This window comes from Deinococcus metalli (genome assembly GCF_014201805.1).
Lineage (GTDB): Bacteria > Deinococcota > Deinococci > Deinococcales > Deinococcaceae > Deinococcus > Deinococcus metalli.
The window spans coordinates 21392-41038 of the sequence record NZ_JACHFK010000013.1; the positions used below are offsets into that span (position 1 = coordinate 21392).

At 69.5% G+C, this 19647-nt stretch carries 23 protein-coding genes; 7 read left to right on the plus strand and 16 right to left on the minus strand.

The window, feature by feature from the left end:
- Window positions 1–7 precede the first annotated feature (7 nt).
- Both HNQ07_RS19630 and HNQ07_RS19635 read right to left on the minus strand, forming a co-directional pair.
- Entirely contained in the window at window positions 8–601 is a 594-nt protein-coding gene (locus HNQ07_RS19630) for a DedA family protein (protein ID WP_184114998.1), read from the minus strand.
- 100 nt (window positions 602–701) lie between these two features.
- The gene (locus tag HNQ07_RS19635) at window positions 702–1508 is read right to left on the minus strand and encodes a COG4705 family protein (protein WP_229832203.1); all 807 of its coding nucleotides are present in this window, start codon (window positions 1506–1508) and stop codon (window positions 702–704) included.
- Window positions 1509–1685: 177 nt separating this feature from the next.
- Here HNQ07_RS19635 and HNQ07_RS19640 point away from each other — a divergent pair, with 177 nt between their 5' ends.
- The 4 genes from HNQ07_RS19640 to HNQ07_RS19655 all read left to right on the plus strand — a co-directional run bounded on the left by HNQ07_RS19640 (window position 1686) and on the right by HNQ07_RS19655 (window position 4051).
- Window positions 1686–2441 carry a COG4280 domain-containing protein gene (locus tag HNQ07_RS19640; RefSeq protein WP_184115000.1) on the plus strand — a complete coding sequence of 252 codons (756 nt, stop codon included), beginning with the start codon at window positions 1686–1688 and terminating at the stop codon, window positions 2439–2441.
- Window positions 2438–2632 carry a hypothetical protein gene (locus HNQ07_RS19645; RefSeq protein WP_184115001.1) on the plus strand — a complete coding sequence of 65 codons (195 nt, stop codon included), beginning with the start codon at window positions 2438–2440 and terminating at the stop codon, window positions 2630–2632. Before HNQ07_RS19640 ends, HNQ07_RS19645 begins: the two co-directional genes overlap by 4 nt.
- Before the next feature lie 69 nt (window positions 2633–2701).
- Window positions 2702–3112, plus strand: a complete 411-nt coding sequence (locus HNQ07_RS19650; protein ID WP_184115003.1) for a hypothetical protein — start codon at window positions 2702–2704, stop codon at window positions 3110–3112.
- 114 nt (window positions 3113–3226) lie between these two features.
- Window positions 3227–4051 (plus strand): undecaprenyl-diphosphate phosphatase, encoded by an 825-nt coding sequence (locus HNQ07_RS19655; RefSeq protein WP_184115005.1) that lies wholly within the window; start codon window positions 3227–3229, stop codon window positions 4049–4051.
- Between the two features lie 36 nt (window positions 4052–4087).
- On the opposite strand, the gene HNQ07_RS19660 is transcribed toward HNQ07_RS19655, so the two are convergent.
- The 7 genes from HNQ07_RS19660 to HNQ07_RS19690 all read right to left on the minus strand — a co-directional run bounded on the left by HNQ07_RS19660 (window position 4088) and on the right by HNQ07_RS19690 (window position 10973).
- Window positions 4088–5053 carry a S8 family serine peptidase gene (locus HNQ07_RS19660; protein ID WP_184115007.1) on the minus strand — a complete coding sequence of 322 codons (966 nt, stop codon included), beginning with the start codon at window positions 5051–5053 and terminating at the stop codon, window positions 4088–4090.
- Window positions 5054–5110: 57 nt separating this feature from the next.
- Complete coding sequence (locus HNQ07_RS19665) at window positions 5111–6052, minus strand: PIG-L deacetylase family protein (RefSeq protein ID WP_184115008.1); 942 nt, start codon at window positions 6050–6052, stop codon at window positions 5111–5113.
- Window positions 6049–6717 carry a hypothetical protein gene (locus HNQ07_RS19670; RefSeq protein WP_184115009.1) on the minus strand — a complete coding sequence of 223 codons (669 nt, stop codon included), beginning with the start codon at window positions 6715–6717 and terminating at the stop codon, window positions 6049–6051. The genes HNQ07_RS19665 and HNQ07_RS19670 overlap by 4 nt, the downstream gene beginning before the upstream one ends.
- Window positions 6714–8009 (minus strand): sensor histidine kinase, encoded by a 1296-nt coding sequence (locus tag HNQ07_RS19675; protein ID WP_184115010.1) that lies wholly within the window; start codon window positions 8007–8009, stop codon window positions 6714–6716. Before HNQ07_RS19675 ends, HNQ07_RS19670 begins: the two co-directional genes overlap by 4 nt.
- On the minus strand, window positions 8006–8677 hold the full coding sequence (locus tag HNQ07_RS19680; protein ID WP_184115011.1) for a response regulator transcription factor: 672 nt from the start codon (window positions 8675–8677) through the stop codon (window positions 8006–8008). The genes HNQ07_RS19675 and HNQ07_RS19680 overlap by 4 nt, the downstream gene beginning before the upstream one ends.
- A complete protein-coding gene (locus tag HNQ07_RS19685; protein ID WP_221275240.1) occupies window positions 8677–9327 on the minus strand; it encodes a phosphatase PAP2 family protein in 651 nt (216 codons plus the stop codon). The genes HNQ07_RS19680 and HNQ07_RS19685 overlap by 1 nt, the downstream gene beginning before the upstream one ends.
- A gap of 287 nt (window positions 9328–9614) precedes the next feature.
- Window positions 9615–10973, minus strand: coding sequence for a peptidoglycan D,D-transpeptidase FtsI family protein (locus tag HNQ07_RS19690; RefSeq protein ID WP_229832204.1), 1359 nt, complete (start codon window positions 10971–10973; stop codon window positions 9615–9617).
- Between the two features lie 147 nt (window positions 10974–11120).
- Between HNQ07_RS19690 and lnt the strand changes: the two genes are divergently transcribed.
- The gene (lnt, locus tag HNQ07_RS19695; protein ID WP_229832205.1) at window positions 11121–12623 is read left to right on the plus strand and encodes an apolipoprotein N-acyltransferase; all 1503 of its coding nucleotides are present in this window, start codon (window positions 11121–11123) and stop codon (window positions 12621–12623) included.
- A 151-nt stretch (window positions 12624–12774) separates the two neighbouring features.
- Here the strand turns inward: lnt and HNQ07_RS19700 are convergent, their stop codons facing one another.
- The 3 genes from HNQ07_RS19700 to HNQ07_RS19710 all read right to left on the minus strand — a co-directional run bounded on the left by HNQ07_RS19700 (window position 12775) and on the right by HNQ07_RS19710 (window position 15587).
- On the minus strand, window positions 12775–13899 hold the full coding sequence (locus tag HNQ07_RS19700; RefSeq protein WP_184115013.1) for a HAMP domain-containing sensor histidine kinase: 1125 nt from the start codon (window positions 13897–13899) through the stop codon (window positions 12775–12777).
- A 1-nt stretch (window position 13900) separates the two neighbouring features.
- On the minus strand, window positions 13901–14566 hold the full coding sequence (locus HNQ07_RS19705; RefSeq protein ID WP_184115015.1) for a response regulator transcription factor: 666 nt from the start codon (window positions 14564–14566) through the stop codon (window positions 13901–13903).
- Window positions 14567–14627: 61 nt separating this feature from the next.
- Complete coding sequence (locus HNQ07_RS19710; RefSeq protein ID WP_184115183.1) at window positions 14628–15587, minus strand: prolipoprotein diacylglyceryl transferase; 960 nt, start codon at window positions 15585–15587, stop codon at window positions 14628–14630.
- A 189-nt stretch (window positions 15588–15776) separates the two neighbouring features.
- Between HNQ07_RS19710 and HNQ07_RS19715 the strand changes: the two genes are divergently transcribed.
- The gene (locus HNQ07_RS19715) at window positions 15777–16391 is read left to right on the plus strand and encodes a DUF305 domain-containing protein (RefSeq protein WP_184115017.1); all 615 of its coding nucleotides are present in this window, start codon (window positions 15777–15779) and stop codon (window positions 16389–16391) included.
- A 120-nt stretch (window positions 16392–16511) separates the two neighbouring features.
- On the plus strand, window positions 16512–17273 hold the full coding sequence (locus HNQ07_RS19720; RefSeq protein WP_184115019.1) for a M23 family metallopeptidase: 762 nt from the start codon (window positions 16512–16514) through the stop codon (window positions 17271–17273).
- 100 nt (window positions 17274–17373) lie between these two features.
- On the opposite strand, the gene HNQ07_RS24225 is transcribed toward HNQ07_RS19720, so the two are convergent.
- The 4 genes from HNQ07_RS24225 to HNQ07_RS19735 all read right to left on the minus strand — a co-directional run bounded on the left by HNQ07_RS24225 (window position 17374) and on the right by HNQ07_RS19735 (window position 19575).
- The gene (locus HNQ07_RS24225) at window positions 17374–17868 is read right to left on the minus strand and encodes a multicopper oxidase domain-containing protein (protein ID WP_308430886.1); all 495 of its coding nucleotides are present in this window, start codon (window positions 17866–17868) and stop codon (window positions 17374–17376) included.
- A gap of 20 nt (window positions 17869–17888) precedes the next feature.
- A complete protein-coding gene (locus HNQ07_RS24230) occupies window positions 17889–18278 on the minus strand; it encodes a cupredoxin domain-containing protein (protein WP_229832208.1) in 390 nt (129 codons plus the stop codon).
- 10 nt (window positions 18279–18288) lie between these two features.
- Complete coding sequence (locus HNQ07_RS24235) at window positions 18289–19008, minus strand: DUF4396 domain-containing protein (RefSeq protein ID WP_229832210.1); 720 nt, start codon at window positions 19006–19008, stop codon at window positions 18289–18291.
- A 156-nt stretch (window positions 19009–19164) separates the two neighbouring features.
- Complete coding sequence (locus HNQ07_RS19735) at window positions 19165–19575, minus strand: hypothetical protein (protein ID WP_184115021.1); 411 nt, start codon at window positions 19573–19575, stop codon at window positions 19165–19167.
- Between the last annotated feature and the right edge of the window lie 72 nt (window positions 19576–19647).

The window sequence follows — 19647 nt, forward strand, 5'->3', positions numbered from 1 at the left end:
CCCACGTTCACTCCACGTTCGTTCGGGCCCGGCGGACTTCCAGCGCCACCGGGATGAAACTCAGGACCACGACCACGCCGACGAGCAGCAGGATGTAGCGGTCGAGGTTCGGGATGAGGCCCCCCAGCGCGTAGCCGAGCAGTGGCACGCCCAGCGCCCACAGCAGGCCCCCGACCACGTTGTATGTCAGGAACTTCGGGTAAGCCATGCCGCCCACACCGGCCATGGTCGGGGCGACGGTGCGCACCACCGGCACGAAGCGCGCCAGGATCAGCGCCCGGCTGCCGTGCCGGTCGAAGAACGCCTGCGTGCGCTGGACGTATTCCGGCCGCAGCAGGCGGCTGCCCTCGCGGTTGAACACCGCCGGGCCGAACTTCCGGCCGATGGCGTACCCCACGCTGTCCCCAAGGATCGCTCCGGCCGCCACCGCCAGCATCAGGCCCGGCAGGTTCAGCGTGCCCTGCCGGGCGAGCAGGCCCGCCGTGATCAGCAGGCTGTCGCCCGGCAGGAAGAAGCCGGCCAGCAGGCCGGACTCCGCGAAGACCATGCCGAAGATCCCGGCGTAGGAGACGCTCTGGATCAGGTGAGGGAGATCGGACATGGCCGGAGCATAGGGAGGGCAGGTAAAGGGCGGGTATACCTCTTGAGACGCGGCTCCCGGGGACCGCAGGGGCATCCGGGAGCCCGGACTGCGCCGGGCGTCACGCCGCTTCGGCGTCCGCCGGCGCGAGCGCCACCTGATCCCGCCGCGTCACGGCGAGGTAGCCCACGACGCCCAAGATGGCCAGCAGGAACAGGGCGCTGGTCACCGTGGTGCCCAGGCCCAGCCCGCCGTCGGCCCTCGCCTGCGACAGCGAGTCCCCGATGGACGCTCCAAGCGGCCTCGTCAGGATGTACACGATCCAGAAGGTCAGGATGCCGTTCAGTTTCAGGAACAGGTGTGCGAGGGCAGCGAGGACGATCAGCCCTGCGAACAGGCCGACGGACACGACGTACCCGAGCTGCAACTTTTCCGCGACCAGGTCGCCGGTCGCGGTGCCCAGCGCGAACGTGAACAGCACGGCGAGCCAGTAGAAGGCCTCGCGCCGGGCCGTGAAGATCGAGTGGATCGAGAGCGTTCCCTCACGCCGCCACCACGCGAAGAAGGTCGCGGCCAGCGCGGCGGCGAAGATGGCGCTGCTCGTCCACAGGCTGATGCCGAAGTGGTCGGTCATGTTGTCGGTGATCAACGTGCCGACCACGCTGACCAGGACGATGGCCGCCCAGTAGATGCCCGGTACATAGCGGCTGGAGCGGAACTGCGCGACCAGCACGGCGATCAGCAGGACGCCCATCACGACGGTGGTGCCGGTCAGGCCGAGCTTCAGGGTGGTGTTCAAGTAATCGGCGGCCGTCTCACCGACCGTCGTGGCGAGCACCTTGATGATCCAGAAGAAGGCCGTGACCTCCGGCACCTTGCTGATCACGGTGCGCAGGTGATCGGTGGTGCTGCCGGCGGCCGTCGTCACGGGTGCCGACCGGGGCGGGCAGGGAGCGGGTGGGGAGCGGTCAGGACTGTGTTCATGAAACCTCCGGCGCGCTGAGCGCGCGCGCATCGTAGGCACCGCACGTTGAGGGCAGGTATAGCCGCGCGCGTCCACACCCGGGCTTTACGTTGGGAGGGGAAGCTGACGGCTGGAGGTGCCATGCACGAAGTGTTCGTTGTCCTGTCGTCCTTCCTGGCGTCGTCAGTCGAGATGGTCGAGGCCCTGACCATCGTTCTCGCGGTCGGCCTCACCCGCGGGTGGCGCTCGGCCCTCTCCGGCACGGCCGCCGCCCTGATCCTGCTGGCGGTCATCGTCGCCCTCTTCGGGCCCGTGCTGTCCCGCCTGCCCCTGCAGCCGCTGCGCCTGATCGTCGGCGCGCTGCTGCTCATCTTCGGCGTGCAGTGGTGGCGCAAGGCCATGCTGCGCGCCAGCGGCTTCAAAGCCCTGCACGACGAGGACGCCACGTTCGCCGCTGAGACGGCTGCCGCCCAGGCACAGGGTGCTGTGAGACCCGGCGCCCTCGACACCTATGGCGTCGCCCTGACCTTCAAGAGCGTGCTGCTCGAGGGCCTGGAGGTCGCGTTCATCGTCGTGACCTTCGGGGCCAGTGCGCAGCAGCTGGGCCTGGCCGCGTGGGGCGCGGGCGCGGCGCTGGTGGTCGTCCTGGCCCTGGGCCTGCTGATCCACCGGCCGCTGTCGCAGGTGCCGGAGAACACCCTGAAGTTCACGGTGGGCGTGATGCTCACGACCTTCGGCACGTTCTGGGCGGCCGAGGGGGCCGGCGCCGTGTGGCCCGGCGGAGATGCGGCGATCCTTGGTCTGCTGGTCGTGTACGCAGCCGCGTCGTATGGATTTGTGACGTGGCTCAGGCGGAGGCACACGGCCCGCGCGGCACGCACGGAGGTGACCGCGTGAAATACGTGACAGGCTTCTTCCGGTTCTGGTACGACTTCATCGTCGGGGACGACTGGACGGTCGCGGCCGCCGTGGTCGCGGCATTGATCGCGACCGCGCTCCTCGCGCATTTCGCGGGCGCATGGGTGGTGCTGCCGCTGGCCGTGCTGGTCTTCGTCGCCGTCAGCCTGTGGAAGGCCAGCCGCTCCTGAACGCTGTTCATGGCTATACCTTCCCTAAAGGCGGGCCGCCTAAAACAGAAAGCGTAAAGGAGATTCACCATGAAAAAGACCCTTCTGTGTGCTGCCCTGCCCTTCGCCGCCCTGTTCAGCCTGGTTCACGCTGTGCCGCTGGATGTTCCGCAGGCAACCATCGTGAGTGATACGACAGGAGGCGGGTACATGCCCGACAACCAACTGTACACCGAAAGTGCCTGGCAGAGCGTCATTCTGCCCGAAGGTGTCATGTCCAAGCTGGGAAATTACAGTGCCGTGCAGCTGACGACCATGAATCTGCCCAGCAATGTGCATGCCAAGCTTGTCCCTGAAGAAGCGCCCGGTCAGGTCGGCCTGTCGATCTGGCGGACAAACAGGAGCCTGCGGGTCGGTCAGGTCGGTCTCTTCACCCTGACGAATCCCGTGACCCACTTCAGCTATACCTTCCAGGCCATGGTGATGGGGGCCGGCACCTGAACGTGACCTGATGACCCTCCCCCAGGGTGTCGAAACCGCGAACTGCAGGGTTCGCGGTTTTGCGTATGCCACCGGTATACCCCGGCTTTACCTGCGTTCTCTACGGTCGCGCCCATGACTCCAGAATTCCAGGCGGTGATCCTTGGCGTGGTCGAGGGCCTTACCGAGTTTCTCCCCGTGTCCTCCACCGGTCACCTGATCGTCGCCGAGAGCCTGATCGGCTACCGGGACACCGGGGAGGTTCTCACCGTCGTCATCCAGCTCGGCGCGATCCTGGCTGTGATCCTCTACTACTGGCGGCAGCTGATCGGGCAACTGACCCGGCTACTGCGGGGCAGTCGCCCGGCCCGGCACTTTTGGCTGAACCTGATTGTGGCCTCGCTGCCGGCTGCCCTGCTAGGTTTGCTGTTCGAGAAGGCCATCAAGGCGGCGCTCTTCTCCCCGCTGACGGTGGCCATCAGCGCCATCCTGGGCGGCGCCGTACTGTGGTGGGTGGACACCCGGCGCCGGGAGGCCACGGTCGAGCTGACCGAACCTGACCTGGACAGCGTCACCACCCGGCAGGCGGCGCTGATCGGTGTGGCGCAGGCGGTCGCGATCATTCCCGGCGTGTCGCGCAGCGGGGCCAGCATCGTCGGCGGCCTGCTGACCGGCCTGAATCGCGTGACCGCCACGGCCTTTTCGTTCTTCCTGGGTATTCCCATCCTGGGCGGGGCGGGCCTGTACAGCCTGTACAAGGCCCGGCACGCGCTGGGCAGCATTCCCGGCGGGAGCAGCACCCTGGTGATCGGCACGGTCGTCGCGTTCGTGACCGCGCTGGTGTCCGTGACGTGGCTGCTGCGCTACGTGTCCACACACGACTTCCGGGGCTTCGCGGTGTACCGGGTGGTGATGGGGGCCGTCATCCTGGCCCTGCTCGCCGCCGGCGTCCTGAAGTGACCCCGGGCACGGGCCACGGTGCTGGCCAGGCCGGGCTCACGGGCCGCGCAACACGCCGTGGCGCGGGTGGAGGCCATCCCGGAGGGCCGCGGCGATGTCGAGGATGCCCGAGCCGCAGCTGCGCCGGGGATCCGGATCACAGCGGCCACCGGCGAACGGCCGGGCACTCCCCCGCAGCAGGTGCCCCACGGCCTGCGGGCTCAGGTCTGGCTGCGCGCTGAGCAGCAGACTGGCGGCCCCAGCCACCAGCGGCGCCGCGAAACTGGTGCCCATCGCTTCACGCTCGCCGGTGCCGACGTTCAGGACGTCCACGCCCTCCTGAGGACTCCCCCCGGGGGCGGCGAGCGCCACGGCCGCTCCCCAGTTCGAGTAGGGTGCCCGGACGCCGCGCTGATCCGTGGCGGCCACGGCCAGAACCCCCCGGCAGCCGGCCGGGGTGTTGCGGGCGGCCGGCGCGTCCATGTTGCCCGCAGACGCGACGATCACACTCCCGGCCAGCAGCACCTCATCCACGGCCTGTTGCATGGCGGGGGCACAGCCCGTCCGGGGCACCGTGGCCAGTGAGAAGGACGCCGTGATCACGCGGGCAGGATGGGCATTCCTGGGGACACCCGACACCGGCAGCCCGGCCGCCCACCGCAGGGCCCGGATGGCCGCGTCCAGCGACGGCTGCCCGTGGGTTCCCAGCACCCGGACGTCCAGCAGGGCGGCCTGCGGGTCGACACTGTGGACGACACCGGCCACCGCCGTGCCGTGCCCGTTCGTGATCGGGCGAGACCATCCCCGGGTGGTGAAGTCGTGCCCGGTGACACGCGTGCCCCCCAGGGCGGGCTGGGCACCGATCCCGCTGTCGAGCACCGCCACCGTCACCATGGCGGCGTGAGCAGGACGGTGCGGCATCCTCACCTGCCGCAGGGGCCAGTTCACCTCGACGAGGTACCCGGTTCCGACGGCGAGGCTGCCCAGTAGACCCAGGCCCAGCATCCACCACCGGCGCGTCATGCCCCGAGCGTCGCGTGCCGGGATTGAGCCCTGGTATAGGTGTGGGCCCCGGGGGCCTCAGGGGGCGCTGAGCAGTTCGTTGCGGCGCACGAAGGCCCGCATGAAGCGGCCCATGATCCGCGTCTGTGTACCGTAGGCGTTCACGGCCGCGAGCTTGGTCGCCTCCTGGGCAGCGTTCAGGTCGACGCGGTGCCACGGGGTGTGGGGGGCCAGCGGCGGCACCGTCAACGACAGCTGCGGGTGCAGGCCCTTGGGCAGCGGCCACTCCACGCCGCCGTGCACCATCCAGAAGCGCAGGCGGTCGATCTGCTGGCGGCGGGCGAGCAGGCGCTGCGCGATGAACGAGAGGGTGTGGTGATCCCGGTGGAAGTCCTGCGGGGACGGTGCGAGCACCAGATCCGGGCGCACCCGGTCGAGGACGCGGTTCAGGTCGGCCTCCAGCGCCTGCCCGGTGTACGGCGCGCCCGGCGTCAGCGCCCCGGTCACGTACACGGCCGTGGCCGCCGTGGTCGGGGCCGTGTACGCCTGCGTGTAGTTCGTGGTGTAGAGCCGCTCCAGGCCCCCATCCGGGTAGCCGAGCATGACCGTGTGGGCCGCGTCGACGCCCAGGAGCGAGGCGGCGCGGCGGGCCTCCAGAACCCGCGCGTTGCCGAGTGCGCGCATGTCCGCCGCGCTGGGATCGAGCACCCGGCGCGTGAGCATGGCGTCGAACTCGAACCCGTCCCCGGCGGTCGCCCACACGATGGTCACGTCCGCGCCGGCCGCGCGGGCCTGCTGGATCATCCCGGCGCAGCACAGCGTCTCGTCATCCGGGTGCGGCGAGAGCATCAACACGCGCTCACCACGGGTGAAGGCCGGCGCCGGTGGAAGCGCCGCCACCCGGTCGGCCCCGGCGTCGTACAGCTGCGCCACCTGTGGGGAGTTGATCCACACGGCCAGGATCAGCAGGGCCAGCAGCGTCAGCGGAACGACGGGTCGGCGAAGCGTCCGGCGGTTCATTTGAGGATGTTCACCGCCCGGCTGGCCACCAGGATGACCGTCAGCATGGACGTGGCCGCCTGCAGCATCATCAGCCCCTTGGCCCGCCGGCTCAGCGGCAGCGCGTCGGTGGGGCTGAACGCCGAGCCGTTGGTGAACGCCAGGAACAGGTAGTCGAGGTACATCGGCCGCCACGGGGGCGTGGTGGGGGCCAGCGTCATCTGCGGGAACAGGAAGTCCGGGGGCTTGCCGATCAGACCGCGGCGCAGCGGGCCGCCCTGATCCATCTCCCAGTACCACAGGCTGAAGACCAGTACGTTGGTGACCCAGATGTTCAGGGCACCGGCCAGCAGGCTGACCCCGCTGGCACCGCTGCCGCGCAGCAGGCTGAGCACCAGGAGCGCCAGGGACGAGAGGTTGGTCAGGTGCAGCAGGGCGATCACGGCGATGGCCAGGACGCGGCTGTCCCGGGCCCAGGGCGTCACCCGGGCTTCCAGCCGAACCAGGTGCCGGCGGGCCCGTCCACGCACAACCACCAGCGGCACGAGCATCAGCCCCTCCAGGCTGGGCAGCAGCCACGTGGGGCCGAGGGTCAGGTGCTCGCTCAGCGCCAGGTTCAGGCCGATCACCGCCAGGATGGCAAGGCGAGCTGGCCACAGTGACTCGGGCGGCAGAGGCACTGTCATGTGGCCGGGAACCTGAGGTGAACCTGAAAGGTGGTGGCCGTCCACTCTGGGATGAGCTGGGCATGCCAGCGCCGCGCGAGGGCCGACACCAGGGCGAGGCCCAGGCCGCTGCCCTCCACGCTCTGCACGCCCGCGCCACGCTCGAAGGGCAGCAGCAGCCGGGGCCAGTCGTCCCGCGCCGGCCCAGGCCCGAGACTCTCCACGCTGAGTTCACGCGCCGCGGTGCGGATCCAGATGACGTCACCGTCGCCGTACTTCAGGGCGTTCTCCAGCAGGTTGCCCAGCGCCCGGGCCACGCCGTCTGGCTCGGCGTGTACCTCCGTAGGCTCGATCTCAAGGGCCAGACGTTTGCCCTGCGCATGAGCCGTATCCTCGAACACTTCGCTGGCGCCGACCGCCACGGCCGCCAGATCGACCGGCTGGAGGGCCACCGGCGCCTCGCTGCGGGCGAGGGCCAGCAGCCCTTCGGTGAGGTCCTGGAGCGCCTCCACGCGGCCCCGCATGCCCAGCAGGGCGCGCTCGTACTCCGCCGCCTCGCGCGGGCGTTTGAGGGTCAGGTCGAGCCGCCCGCGCAGGACGGTCAGCGGGGTGCGCAACTCGTGCGCGGCCGTGCGGGCGAAGTTCTTCTCCCGCTCGATGGTGTGCGACAGGCCGTCCAGCATGGAGTTCACGGTTCTCGTCAGGCGGGCCATCTCATCGTTGCCCGGCGCCTGGAGCACCCGCTCGGCGTAGTCGCCCCGGCGGGCGATCGCGTCGGCCGTGCGGACCACGGCGTCCACGGGGCGCAGGGCGCGGTCGGCCAGCCAGTACCCGGCCGCGCAGGCGGCCGCAATCATAAAGACGCTGCCGATCAGGAGCAACTTGGCCAGCGTCTCCAGAAAGCCCGAGAGCGCCTCGGTGGAACGCGACACCCGCAGCACCAGACCCTCGACAGGCAGGGTCAACACGCGGCGGGCGTCCTCAGTACCGAGGCCCGGCGTGACCGGAAACTGCGTGCGAGTGCCTTCCGAAGCGTTGCCAGCCCGCGCGATTACCTGTCCGTCTGGACGCAGGAGTTCGATGCTCAGATCAGCGTTGGGGTTCAGGTCTGGGGTGAATGCCGTCTGTCCGTCCACCCGCTCGATGCTGGCACGCGCCACGCTGGCCGTTTCCTGCAGCGTGGCGTCGAGGGACGCGCCCAGCGCCCGTTCGGCCGCAAAGTACACGCCCGCGCCGCCCAGCACGACGGTCACGGCGAACACGAGCGCGTATCCGAGGGTCAGTTTGATGCGAAGGCTCAGGTTCGCAATCATCCTGCGCCGCCCAGCCGGTATCCAGTGCCGCGCAGCGTAACGATGAGCGTGTCGTCGGTCTTGCGCCGGATGATGCTGACGTACACGTCGATCACCTTGGGTTCGACGTTCGCGTCCCCGCTCCACAGGCGGTCGATGATCTCGTCGCGGGTGAACACCCGCCCCGGGTTCAGGGCCAGGAGTTCCAGCAGCCCGAACTCCCGGCGGGCGAGGTCGGCGCGGACGCCCGCGCGGTACAGCTCCCGGCCCGCCAGATCCATGACCCAGCCGCCCGGGAGCTGCACGGTGTTCTGGGCGTTCCCACTGGCCCGGCGCAGCAGGGCGCGCACCCGGGCGCTCAGCTCGGTGAAGTCAAAGGGTTTGAGCAGGTAATCGTCACCGCCGGCGTCGAGGCCCTGAACGCGGTCGGCGACCGTGCCGCGCGCCGTCAGGTACAGGATCGGGGTGACCACCCCAGCAGCGCGCAGCTGCCGGCCCAGCACGTACCCGGCGTCGATGCCCTCGGGCAGCATCACGTCCACGATCAGCAGGCCGTACGGAAAGAGCTGAGCCAGCTCCGCACCGACCGTGGCGCTGGGGGCCACGTCGATCTCATAGCCGTCCTCGCTCAACCCGTCGCGGAGCAGTTCCGCGATGTGTGGGTCGTCCTCGACGATCAACAGCCGCATCAGACGCGCCTCAGGAACAGCAAGACCGCGAGTGTGGCCATGACGCACGTCAATCCCGTCAGCGCCCCGGCCAGGACGTCGGTGGGGTAGTGCACGCCCAGCACCACGCGCGAGAGGCCCATCAGCGCAGCGTAGACGACGCCTGCGCCCAGCACCACCCACCGCCAGCGGCTCCGCCATGCCAGAACGATCAGCACGGCGGCGAGCGCGGCCGCGGCCGTGGCATGTCCGCTGGGGAACGACAGCCCCGAGACATACACGTCGCTTGGCCACAGGTCTGGACGCGGCCGGCCATACGCGAGCTTGAGCAGCCACTGCGTCGCCTCGGCCAGCCACAACCCCACACCAGCGAACAGCGCCAGGTGCCACCGTCTGCGGAACCCCAGGAGCAGGGGCAGCAGGATGAACAGTGGCGTGGTCACCCACGGGCCGCCTACGGCGTTCATCACATGCCCGAAGAGCTGCAGGCCCGCGCCCGTGTGGGCGTGCAGCCATGCCATAGCGCCGATGTCCGGCGTGATCGGTTGGCGTTCAAGCACCTCGCTGCCGAGGCCCAGTACGCCAGCAGCGGGCACGGCCGATGCAGCGATGGGCCAGACCCACAAGGGGCGCTTCACCGTGCGGGGCGTCTGAACGGGTGCGGTCATCATGCCGCGCAGCATCCCCGCGCCAGGTTAAGGTGGGGTATACCGTCGCCTGAGTCCCAACGCATCGACCGCCGAGAAGGGTGTGAGCTGTCCTCTTCACTCAGGCAGCGGTGCAGCTCCGTAACGCTCTCGGAGACTACCTCCCAATCGGCCAAAACCAGCAGCACCATGGGCCGGGGAACGTCCATGTCGTGATCCCGCGGCCCTGCCCTCTGACGGGCCCGTGACCCATTGGGCGCACCGGCCCTCCTCACCATCCCGGGCAGCGTGACCCTGCTCTTCTGGGGACCTCAGTGCGCTTTCCGGTCCTCTGGGGCCGGCGCCAGGGCATACAGCGAGACCAGCGCGGCCGAGATATCTCGGAAGATGGGGGCCGCCACCTGGGAGCCCTGATACTCCCGCTGGGCGCCGCGCACCATCACCGCCACCGTGAACTGGGGTCGGTCGGCCGGCAGAAAGCCCGCGAACGTCGAGGAGAATACCGACTCGCTGTAGCGGCCGCTGACCACCACCTGGGCGGTGCCGGTCTTGCCGCCCACGTGGTAGCCCGGCAGCGCCGCCTTGCCCCGGATCCCGTCATCAATCACCCCATGCAGCACCTCGCGCATGCGGGCGGCGGTGGCAGGCGCAAGCACCGGTCGGGTTCGCACGGGTACCGCAGCGGTCAGGCGGGGCGTGACGTACCGCCCATCGGCGGCCAGTACGTTGAACGCCGCCGCGAGCTGCAGGGTGGTGACCGTCAGGCCCTGACCGAAGGCCATGGTGGCCTGCGACAGTTCCGTCCATGCCGTGGCGTCCCGCACCCGGCCGTCACCGGCCGGCAGGGCCAGCGTGACGGGTCGTCCCAGGCCGAACGCGGCGAAGGCGCGGCGAAGCTGCGGGGCCGGCACGCCCTCCACGAGGCGCGTCATGCCGACATTGCTGGAGTACCGCAGGATCTCCCGGGTACTCAGGCGGGCCGGGTGGGGCACGATGTCGTGGATGGCCGCGCGCGCCACGCGCCGCACCATCGGCGTGTCATACCGCGTCTCCGGCGTCGTCAGGCCAGCGTCGAGCAGAGCGGCGACCGTCAACGCCTTGATCACGCTGCCCGGCTCATACTCGTCAAGCAGGGCCCGGTTGCGCCAGCGTCCCGCCGGGGCTGTCCGCCACGACGCCGGCGCGAACCCGGGCACAGTCGCCACGGCGCGCAGGTCACCCGTCCGGGTGTCCATCACGATGGCGTTGGCGTACTGGGCTGACGTGCGCCGCACGGCCTGGATCAGGACCTCCTCGACAGCGTCCTGAACGCGGGCGTCCAGGGTCAACGTCACGTCCTCACCCCGCTGCAGGGCCGCGTCGAAGGCCCGCTCGGCCCCCTCCAGACCCGCCGAGGTCCCGACAAACCCCACGACCGGCCCTGCCACCGCGCCCTGCGGATACCGCCGGTCATGCAGCGGCCCGGAGGCGAGCACTGTTCCGTCGGCGCTCCGCAGGGCGCCCCGGACGGGCGTGACCGTGGTCCGCGGCTCCGAAGGCGCGAGGGCCAGCCGGGTAAACGCCGAGCCCAGCATCATCAGCGGGAGCAGGAGCAGCACCGTGATGAACCGCAGGCGGCGGGGCGGGTGGGTGGCCGCGCTGCTCGTCAGGACGTCCGCCCCCACAAACACGCCGCGCTCGTCAGGGCACGGTCGGCGCCGGGCAGACCGGGGAGAGGTGCAGGGCTCACCACGGCATGGTAACCGCCGCGTGTTGCCGTTCTGTAAACGTCCGCGCCCTTTACACCACCTGAACACGCAGTCCTTACCCTGCAGCGTGTGCACCACCACGCCACCTTCTGGGCATGGCGCTCTCGCCTGGCCCACCCGCTCCCACCCCGCGGACTTGTCGACCTTATGTGGGGCGCGGCGCTGGGTGCTGTCCTGATCACGCCTGCGGCCGTGCTCGCGCCGCTGCCACTGGCCGCCCTGCACCGCCGCGTGGCGCTCAGCGCGGGCGGTCCACAGGCCCTGCGCCACGCGTTCTGGTTCGCGCTGGGCTGTTTCGCAGTGCACCTTGCGTGGCTGCCGCGCAGCATGGCGGACGTGTTGGGGCCGCTGGGCGGCCTACTGACCCTGCTGGTGCTGCCGGCCGCCGCCATGACGTGGGCCGCGCCCCTGGCCTTGATCCGGGTGGTCTTCGGACCCCGCACCCTCCTCGCCCTCCCGTTCGGCTGGGTGATCCTCGAGGCGCTCCGCACCCTCGGCCCACTGGCTTTCCCGTGGGGCACGCCCGGCTACGCCCTGATCCAGACGCCACTGGCTCAACTCGCCAGCGTGGGGGGCGTGCCCCTGCTCACGCTGCTCGTCACCGGCACCGCCAGCGTCTTGGCGGGGCTGGGTGCCCGCCGCCCGGCCCTGCTCGGCACGCTCGTCGTGTGGAGTGTGGGGACGGCCGTCGGCCTGTGGATCACACCGAAAGCCGTCCCCGCCCCGCGTTCGGCTGTGCTCGTGCAGGGCAACATCGACCCGCTGCACAAGACTCAGGGACGCACGCTGGAAGAACTTCAGGTCTACCTCGACCTCACGCGGCGCGCCCTACAGACCGGCCCAGCCGACGTGGTCGTGTGGCCTGAGACGGCCAGTCCGCTGCCGCCCTCGGATCCGCGCACACTCGAGGCCCTGAGACGACTACTGTCCCCCCTGATCGTGGGCGCGCCGGGAGACGTGCCCGGTCAGGCCCGCAACAGCGCGTACGGCGTGGACGGCACGGTGACTGGACGGCAGGACAAACGCGTTCCCGTGCCGTTCGGGGAGCGCCTGCCCTTCGCAGGTGTGCTCGGCGGCGTGTACCGACCGGTTCTCGACCGCCTCGGGATGGCCGGGTACACGAACCTCACGCCCGGCACGGCCCTGAACGTGCTGCCCCTCCGGCTTCTGCGGGCCGGCATCAGCATCTGCTACGAGTCCGTGTTTGCGCGGCTCAGCCGTCAGGCCGTCCGCGCCGGGGCGAACGTGCTCGTGGTGATCTCCAATGACGCGTGGTTCGGGCGAGGAGCGGGCGCCGAGCAGCATTTCCAGATGGGCCGCCTGCGCGCCATTGAGACGCGGCGGTTTGTGCTGCGGGCCGGGAATGATGGCGTCAGCGCCGTGATTGACCCATGGGGCCGCGTGACGACGCGTGCGCCCCGGGGGGAACGCGGCACGTACCGCGCACCCTTCGGCCTACAGGACACGCGGACACTGTACGTGCGGTTCGGTGACTGGGCCGTGTGGCTCAGTGTCCTGTCACTCGCCGTGCTGGCGGGCGGCCGGAAATGCACCCCGAGCCGACACACCTGACCGCTTCAGCGGCCCCCCGTGCCCTGCCGGTTCCCAGATTACCCGCCCGCCACACTCCGGACGACCCCTCGGACGTGCAGGAGTCGCAGACGCGGGACGCCCGGCGCGCTGGCGGGGCGTCACCCTCGTGAGCGGCACGCCAGCGCCGCCCTCATCCGACTGACGCCGCGACACGCAGCGCCGGGCTGGCCCGATCCTCGCGAACCAGCGTCCACGTGAAGGTGCTGCCCCGCCCCACGGCAGAGCGCACCCCGAGCTCGCCGCCCATCGCGCGGGCCAGGCCGCGGGAAATGGTAAGGCCCACGCCGCTGCCCTCCCCGCGCGTCCGGGCCGCGTCCGCGCGGAAGAAGCGCTCAAAGATCCGCTCGAGATGCTCCGGGGCGATGCCGGCTCCGGTGTCACTCACCGTCACGGCCACGCCACGCCCCTCTCGGCGCACGTCCACCCGCACCGTTCCGCCGCGCGGCGTGTGGCTCAGGGCGTTGCGCAACAGGTTGGCCAGGATCTGGTGGGCGCGTTCCGGGTCCAGCGGGACGACGAGGTCCTCCGCAGGACGCCGGATCGCCAGGGTCACGCCGCGCTCCTCGAAGGCCAGCACGAAGCGCTCCTGCACCTGCGCGAGCAGCTCGGCCACATCGACCTCCATCACCCTGAGTTCGACCCGGCCCGCCTCGACCCGGCTGACCAGGCTCAGGTCGCCCACCAGGCGCTCCATGCCGGCCACTTCCCGCGCGACCGCCTGTAGCGCCTGCGGAACGGGCAGGATGCCGTCCTGGGCCGCTTCCACGTACCCGCGCACCGCACTGACCGGGGTGCGCAGTTCATGGGCGACGTTCCCGATCAGTTCCACCCGCGACTGCTCGACCCGCTCCAGCGCCCCGGCCAGGACGTTGAAGCTGTGGGCGAGCTGCGCCAGTTCGTCCTGCCCGCCTTCCGGCAGGCGCCGGCCGTACTCTCCGGCGGCCAGCGCCCGGCTGCCGTCCTGCAGGGTCCGCACGGACGCCGTCACCTGGCGCGCCGCCACCCACGCCGCCAGGGCCGCCACCCCGAGGGCGAGCGGCAGGGCCGTGAGCAGCGCCCACGTCAGGGTGGCTCGCATACCTACATACAGGTCGGGCCGCAGCCGCGCGCCCTGTGGGCCGATCAGGCGGACCATCTGATCGACGTGATGTCCGATGAACGGATGGGCCGCGACTTCCGCCGCCGCGACCAGCACCACGGCCATGACCACGACGACCGTCAGGTGGTGGAGCAGCAGACGGGGAAACAGGCGCACGTCACTCCTCCCGGAAACGGTAGCCCAGCCCCCGGACGGTTTCGATGAACGTCGGGGCGTCCGGGTCATCCCCCAGTTTGCGCCGAACCGAGGCGATGTGCACGTCCACCACGCGGGTCACCCCTGGGTAGTTGGGACCCCACACGCGTTCCATCAGCCGCTCGCGCGCCCAGATGAGCCCCGGGTACTGCGCAAGGGTGGCGAGAAGATCGAATTCCGTGCGCGACAGCGTGACCGGCTGCCCACGCAACGTCACCGTCCGCCCAGGCAGGTTCAGGGACAGCTCACCGGCCACGATGCGCTCCCCGACGCCTGCGCGGCGCAGCAGCGCCCGCACGCGGGCCACCACTTCGCGCGGACTGAACGGCTTGACCACGTAATCGTCCGCACCGGCATTCAGTCCGCGCAGGCGGTCTTCCTCCTCGCCGCGGGCGGTCAGCAGGAGCACGGGCAGTTGCGGATACTCCTGCCGTGCGTACGCCGTGAGGTCCACGCCGCTCATCCCAGGCAGCATCCAGTCCAGAACAGCCACGTCTGCACGGGCCAGCAGCGGCAACGCGGCCAGACCATGATCCTCGGTCTCCACCCGGTGCCCGTCCGCGCGCAGATACGCCTCCAAGATCTCCACGATGGCCGGGTCGTCATCCACGATCAGCACGGTGGCCACAGCACCTCCAGCCAATGACGGCCGTCCCAATGGGCCGGGACGGCCCACGACCCGGCGGCCGTCACGACCGCCCCACAGTGGACGCGCCGGCCAGCACCTTCGCGCTCGCGCCGTCGGGCGTCAGGAACTCCCCGGTGGCCGCCGAGCGGTCGTCGGGCCGGGTCCGCAGGCGCCACAGCATGTAGATGCTCACGATGATCAGCGTAATGGAGATCAGGTGCGTTTCCGTGAACAGCCCGATGCCCGGCGCGTTCAGGCCCTGGTTCAGGTAGGCCTTGGGAAACAGCGGGTTCAGGCGGAAGGTCTCCTCCCAGCCGGCACGCAGGACCGAGTACCACAGCCAGAACTGCCAGAACGCCCACCCGGACTTGCGCGACCGCAGCCAGTAGAACGCCGCGACCGACAGGATGATCCCGATGATCACGCCGTACATCTGCGTGAAGTGCACCGGCGCGGTCATCACGACCTGCCCGCCGATGGTCTGGCAGTACTGCGACAGGTCCAGGTCCGGGTTGGGGTTCGGCACGCACATGCCCTCGTGGAACGCCCGCGCGGACGCCGGCCAGTGGAACCCGATGGGCCACCCGGTCACGCGGCCCACGGTATCGGTGCCGTTCATGATGTTCCCGATGCGCCCGCCGATCACGCCGAAGGCCACGCCCGGCACCGCGAGGTCCGCGTAGCGGAAGAAGTCGAAGCGGTACCGGCGCGCGAAGTAGATGATCGTCAGGATCCCGCCGATCAGGCCGCCGTGGATGCTGATGCCCCCGGCGCGCAGGTTCACGATGTCCAGCAGCACGCGCGGAAAGGGCGTGCCGGCGAACTGGTGCCACGACGTCGCCACGAACACCAGGCGCGCGCCCACCAGACCCCACACGATCATCCACAGGATCATGTCGTTGAAGAGGTCCACGTTCAGGCCGCGCGCCCGCGCCATGCGGGTGCCGACCCACACGCCGGCCACGATGCCCAGCGTGATCAGCACCCCGTACCAGGCGATGGTGAACCCACCGATGTTCAGAAAGACAGGATGCGTAGTGACCTCCGGCGCTCAGGATGGGTGCCCTGATCTCTCCAGACGCTAGTCAATCCGTGTAAAGACGGTGTAAACCGGCGCCCGGCACCTCACGCCCACCTCACCGCGCCTTGGGCCACGCTTGATCCCCGCGCTGTTTACATAAATTTTACATCCCCCTCCTAGCGTCAGGGCATGAACCGAACCGCAGGCGTCATCGTTGGACCCGCCCTTCTCGTCCTGGGGATGGCGTTCGCTCAGGGCAGCATGGGCGGCATGGATCACTCGCAGATGGGCGGCAGCATGCCGGCCGGCAACACCATGTCCATGACCGGCAGCATGGACATGGGCGCGCTGGAAAAGCTCAGTGGCAAGGCCTTCGACCGCGCCTTTCTGAGCATGATGATTCCGCATCACCAAGCCGCCATCGACATGGCCCGGGCCGTGCTGCCGCTCAACAAGGACGCCACAGTCAAGCAGTGGGCGACCCAGGTGATTCAGGACCAGAGCCGGGAGATCACGGTGATGACCAAGCTGCTCGCAACATACGGCGGCGCAGACACGGCCATGTCGGCCACGATGAAGAGCGGCATGGCGGAGATGGCGACTGCCATCAAAACATCGAAGCAGCCGGATCAGGCCTTCGTGCAGGGCATGCTGCCGCACCACTCGTCCGCGCTGGACATGGCGCAGCTGGCCCTGCAGAAGAGCGCGAACAGTCAGGTGTTGACGCTCGCCCGCGACATCGTGACGGCGCAGGCCAAGGAGATGTACGACTTCCGGCGGTGGCTGATCAAGCGCGGCGCGTAATTCGCGCTTTCTCACGACGCGCTTCCACTCTGGGAAGCGCGTTTTTCGACAGGGAGGGCCAGGACATGCCGGCCGGTCTTAACACGACCTTTACACCGTGACGCCACACTGCCCCCGTTCATGCGATCCCCACTGTGCCTGATCCTGACCGTGCTCATCGGCACGGCCACTGCTGTCACCGTTCCCGTCGCGCGGGGAGACACCCTGACCGCGCTGGCTGCCCGGTACGGCACCAGCGTCGCGGCCCTCCGGCAGGCCAACCCCAGCCTGGTCGGCGACGGCGTGAGGGCCGGAACGCGGCTGACCCTCCCCGCGTCCCACCCGGCGGTCTGGACGGTGCAGGCGGGCGACACGCTCTCCAGTGTGGCGCGGCGTCAGGCCGTCACACTCCAAGCCCTGCTGAACGTGAACCCGGGCGTTAACCCGCAGCAGGCCCTGCGCATCGGCCAGCGCCTCACCCTGCCCTCAGCGCCAGGCCAAGCGCGCGCCCCGACCGCGGCGACCGTCCGGCCGGCCTCCATCCGCGTGCTCGCCGCCCTGCCGCTGCAGGGCCGCCTGACGACCCCCTACCGCACAGGCCATGAGGGCATCGACCTGGCGGCGCCGACCGGAACGCCAGTACGCGCCGCGCGGGCTGGCGTCGTCACCGAGTCTCGCTTCGACGCCCGGACGGGCTGGGGCTGGACGGTCGTGGTCGACCATGGGGACGGCATGACCACCCGCTACAGCCACAACAGCGCGAACCTGGTACTGGAGGGCACACGGGTGGCAGCCGGTCAGGTCATCGCCCGGGTGGGCAGCACCGGCAACAGCACCGGCCCGCACCTGGACTTCCGGGTGGTCGTGCGGGGCACGCCGGTGGATCCGCTCCGCCTGGACTGAGCCGGACAGACCGCGAACATCCATGACCAGGTCACAGCGTGTCCAGCGAAGTGACGGTGAGTTCCGGGGGTCACGCGCTGGACATGGTGGCCCGCCGACGTTACGGCGCCGGTTCATGGCCCAGGTCAACGCGGTCGCGCCGCCGTCCCTCAGCGCTGAAATCCCAGGGCTCGGGAACGGCGGCAGCGTCGACCATGGTCTTCTCCACCTGGGCACCCACAAGACTGCGGTTCAGGAGGACGCGGTCGGTCCGCACAGTCGCCCGCCCACGTCCGTAGCGCTGTCCATACGGTGTGCACCTGAAGCCGCGAGGGCTCGAACACACTTCAGGGCACCTGGACGTGAATCGTGATGGTATCGAGCGTAGACGCTTATTTGGACGCCAACCGGCGCACTCCGATAACTGCGTCATACGGCCTGGCCGGGGTGCCCGATGGAACCGCCATTGATGTACGGCGGTGAAGCGGTAGGTGAACTGCTCGCCCGGCCAAATGGGCGGCTGGGTGATGATGGCCGGCCCGTCCATCGCGTTGTCCAGGATCAGGCCATGCCAGTGCAGGGTGGTGCCCTCCGGCAGGTCGTTGCGAACCGTGATCTCTACCCGGCCGCCCTAGGTCAGTTCCAGGCGGGGCCGGGCATTCGTCCGTTGATCGCGTAGGCCCAGACACTTCTCCCCTTCAGAATGTGCCACTGCCCAGCACTCAGCGTGAAGGCAAACTGCATCGCGTCCCCTGGTCCGGCTGGCGTGAGCCGCTGGTCTCCCTGTGCGTCCACCGGAGCACGGAACCGGAAGGTGCGCGGATCGAAAGCCACCATGTCCCGCATGGCCTCGGCGGACGTGTCGGTGGTCATGAGCATGCCCGGCGGCATGATGGCGCTGACCACCTCGTGCGCGGCGATGGCCATGTTGACCCGGCTGCCCGGCCAGGTCAGGCCCAGCAGCAGCGCCAGGCCGCTGACCAGGCCCACCAAGACGAGTTGAGGCCGGGTGACGTCCGGCTGCATCTGGTGGCCGTCAGGTGCCTTGTGGCCATTCCCTGGAGCGGTTCCTTTCGATGACGGATGTCCGTCCTGCATTGCCGCGTCCTGCCCGTGAGACAGACCGGTGTGGGGCGTGGCCGCCCGGGTGACCCGAGTGCTCGCCCGCCAGGGCCGCGCCGCCTGAGTGGTGAGCAGCAGGGCTGCTTTGCGGCGCCAGGGCCTGCCGTGGCACGTCGAAGCGGCTGCCCCAGGGACGCTGCTTCATGTGGCGCGAGACCATCCAGACGTTGACGGGTACGCGGTCGCGTACCCGGCGATCACGCCCAGGCTCATACTCGTCCAGAACCAGGGCTCCGTGGGCTGTATGGCCCGCCATATCCCGGCCTATCATCAGCACCATCACCGGCGCCATGCCGGCCATCATGACGTTCATTGAGATCAGCTCGGGGATAGACGGGCGCCGCACGTTCTCCCAGTGCGAGCCGCCCATCGCGCTCTTCATGAATAGCGCTTGAAAGATGAACAGGCCGACCGTGAAGCTGGCCACGTACTCGACGACCACGTCCCACGTCATCGGCAGGCCCAGCGCCGTCACGACCAATGCCGCAACGATGATGCCGGTGGCGTCCCCGGCGGCGCAGTGCATGGTGCTGCCCACGCCCTGCTCCCACAGGGCGTGGGTAAATTCATTGTGGGTGCCCGGTTTCGGCTCCTTGTCCGCCACGACGTACAGCAGCAGACCGATCGGCCGCATGTAAGCGTGGTCAGGATAAAGGCCCAACGCATCACGGTGGGCTCTGAGTTGTTCCTGAAATGGTCGTACGCGACGTAGACGGCACACAGCACGCACAGGATCAGTCAGCCCAGCACGAAGGGGTCGATCGGCTGAAGGACAGTCAGCACACGGGCCTCAGGCCGGCCGGAGCGCGGTGGCCAGGCGCTCCAGAAGCTCCTCGGCATGGTCGTACCCGGGGCGCAGGTACACCATGGCAAACGTCGTCCAGTCCTGAACGGCGGCCACTTCAAGGTCACCGTCGTGCTGTTTGAGGTGCGGATACAACCCGTACTCCACGTAGCAGCTGTGCTCAGCGGCCACGTCTTCGAGGGCCTGCGTGTTGGCCTCGGTCCAGGTCAACACGTACGGCAGCGCGAAGCACGGTTTGCCGCAGCTGCCGCCCATCCCCACCAGGGGCAGGCCAACAACCTGCTGCAGCTCATGGCGCAGCCGGGTCCGCTCCAGGAAGGCGAAGCGGTCTCGCCCGAGCGCCTTGCTGGGGAGTTTCTGGGCGGCAATCCAAGGGCCGACGGTGAGTTTGGGCATGGGGGTCTCCAGGAGGGATGGCATGGTGGCGCTGAGGATGAAGCCGCTGGTTCCAAGCGGCCGGGTTCAGAT

What these genes read in the sequence shown, in the direction of transcription:
- HNQ07_RS19630 (WP_184114998.1), bottom strand. Translation starts at nt 601, where the DNA reads ATGTCCGATCTCCCTCACCTGATCCAGAGCGTCTCCTACGCCGGGATC.
- HNQ07_RS19640 (WP_184115000.1), top strand. Translation starts at nt 1,686, where the DNA reads ATGCACGAAGTGTTCGTTGTCCTGTCGTCCTTCCTGGCGTCGTCAGTC.
- HNQ07_RS19650 (WP_184115003.1), top strand. Translation starts at nt 2,702, where the DNA reads ATGAAAAAGACCCTTCTGTGTGCTGCCCTGCCCTTCGCCGCCCTGTTC.
- HNQ07_RS19655 (WP_184115005.1), top strand. Translation starts at nt 3,227, where the DNA reads ATGACTCCAGAATTCCAGGCGGTGATCCTTGGCGTGGTCGAGGGCCTT.
- HNQ07_RS19660 (WP_184115007.1), bottom strand. Translation starts at nt 5,053, where the DNA reads ATGACGCGCCGGTGGTGGATGCTGGGCCTGGGTCTACTGGGCAGCCTC.
- HNQ07_RS19665 (WP_184115008.1), bottom strand. Translation starts at nt 6,052, where the DNA reads ATGAACCGCCGGACGCTTCGCCGACCCGTCGTTCCGCTGACGCTGCTG.
- HNQ07_RS19670 (WP_184115009.1), bottom strand. Translation starts at nt 6,717, where the DNA reads ATGACAGTGCCTCTGCCGCCCGAGTCACTGTGGCCAGCTCGCCTTGCC.
- HNQ07_RS19675 (WP_184115010.1), bottom strand. Translation starts at nt 8,009, where the DNA reads ATGATTGCGAACCTGAGCCTTCGCATCAAACTGACCCTCGGATACGCG.
- HNQ07_RS19680 (WP_184115011.1), bottom strand. Translation starts at nt 8,677, where the DNA reads ATGCGGCTGTTGATCGTCGAGGACGACCCACACATCGCGGAACTGCTC.
- HNQ07_RS19685 (WP_221275240.1), bottom strand. Translation starts at nt 9,327, where the DNA reads ATGATGACCGCACCCGTTCAGACGCCCCGCACGGTGAAGCGCCCCTTG.
- HNQ07_RS19715 (WP_184115017.1), top strand. Translation starts at nt 15,777, where the DNA reads ATGAACCGAACCGCAGGCGTCATCGTTGGACCCGCCCTTCTCGTCCTG.
- HNQ07_RS19720 (WP_184115019.1), top strand. Translation starts at nt 16,512, where the DNA reads ATGCGATCCCCACTGTGCCTGATCCTGACCGTGCTCATCGGCACGGCC.
- HNQ07_RS24230 (WP_229832208.1), bottom strand. Translation starts at nt 18,278, where the DNA reads ATGCAGCCGGACGTCACCCGGCCTCAACTCGTCTTGGTGGGCCTGGTC.
- HNQ07_RS24235 (WP_229832210.1), bottom strand. Translation starts at nt 19,008, where the DNA reads ATGCGGCCGATCGGTCTGCTGCTGTACGTCGTGGCGGACAAGGAGCCG.
- HNQ07_RS19735 (WP_184115021.1), bottom strand. Translation starts at nt 19,575, where the DNA reads ATGCCCAAACTCACCGTCGGCCCTTGGATTGCCGCCCAGAAACTCCCC.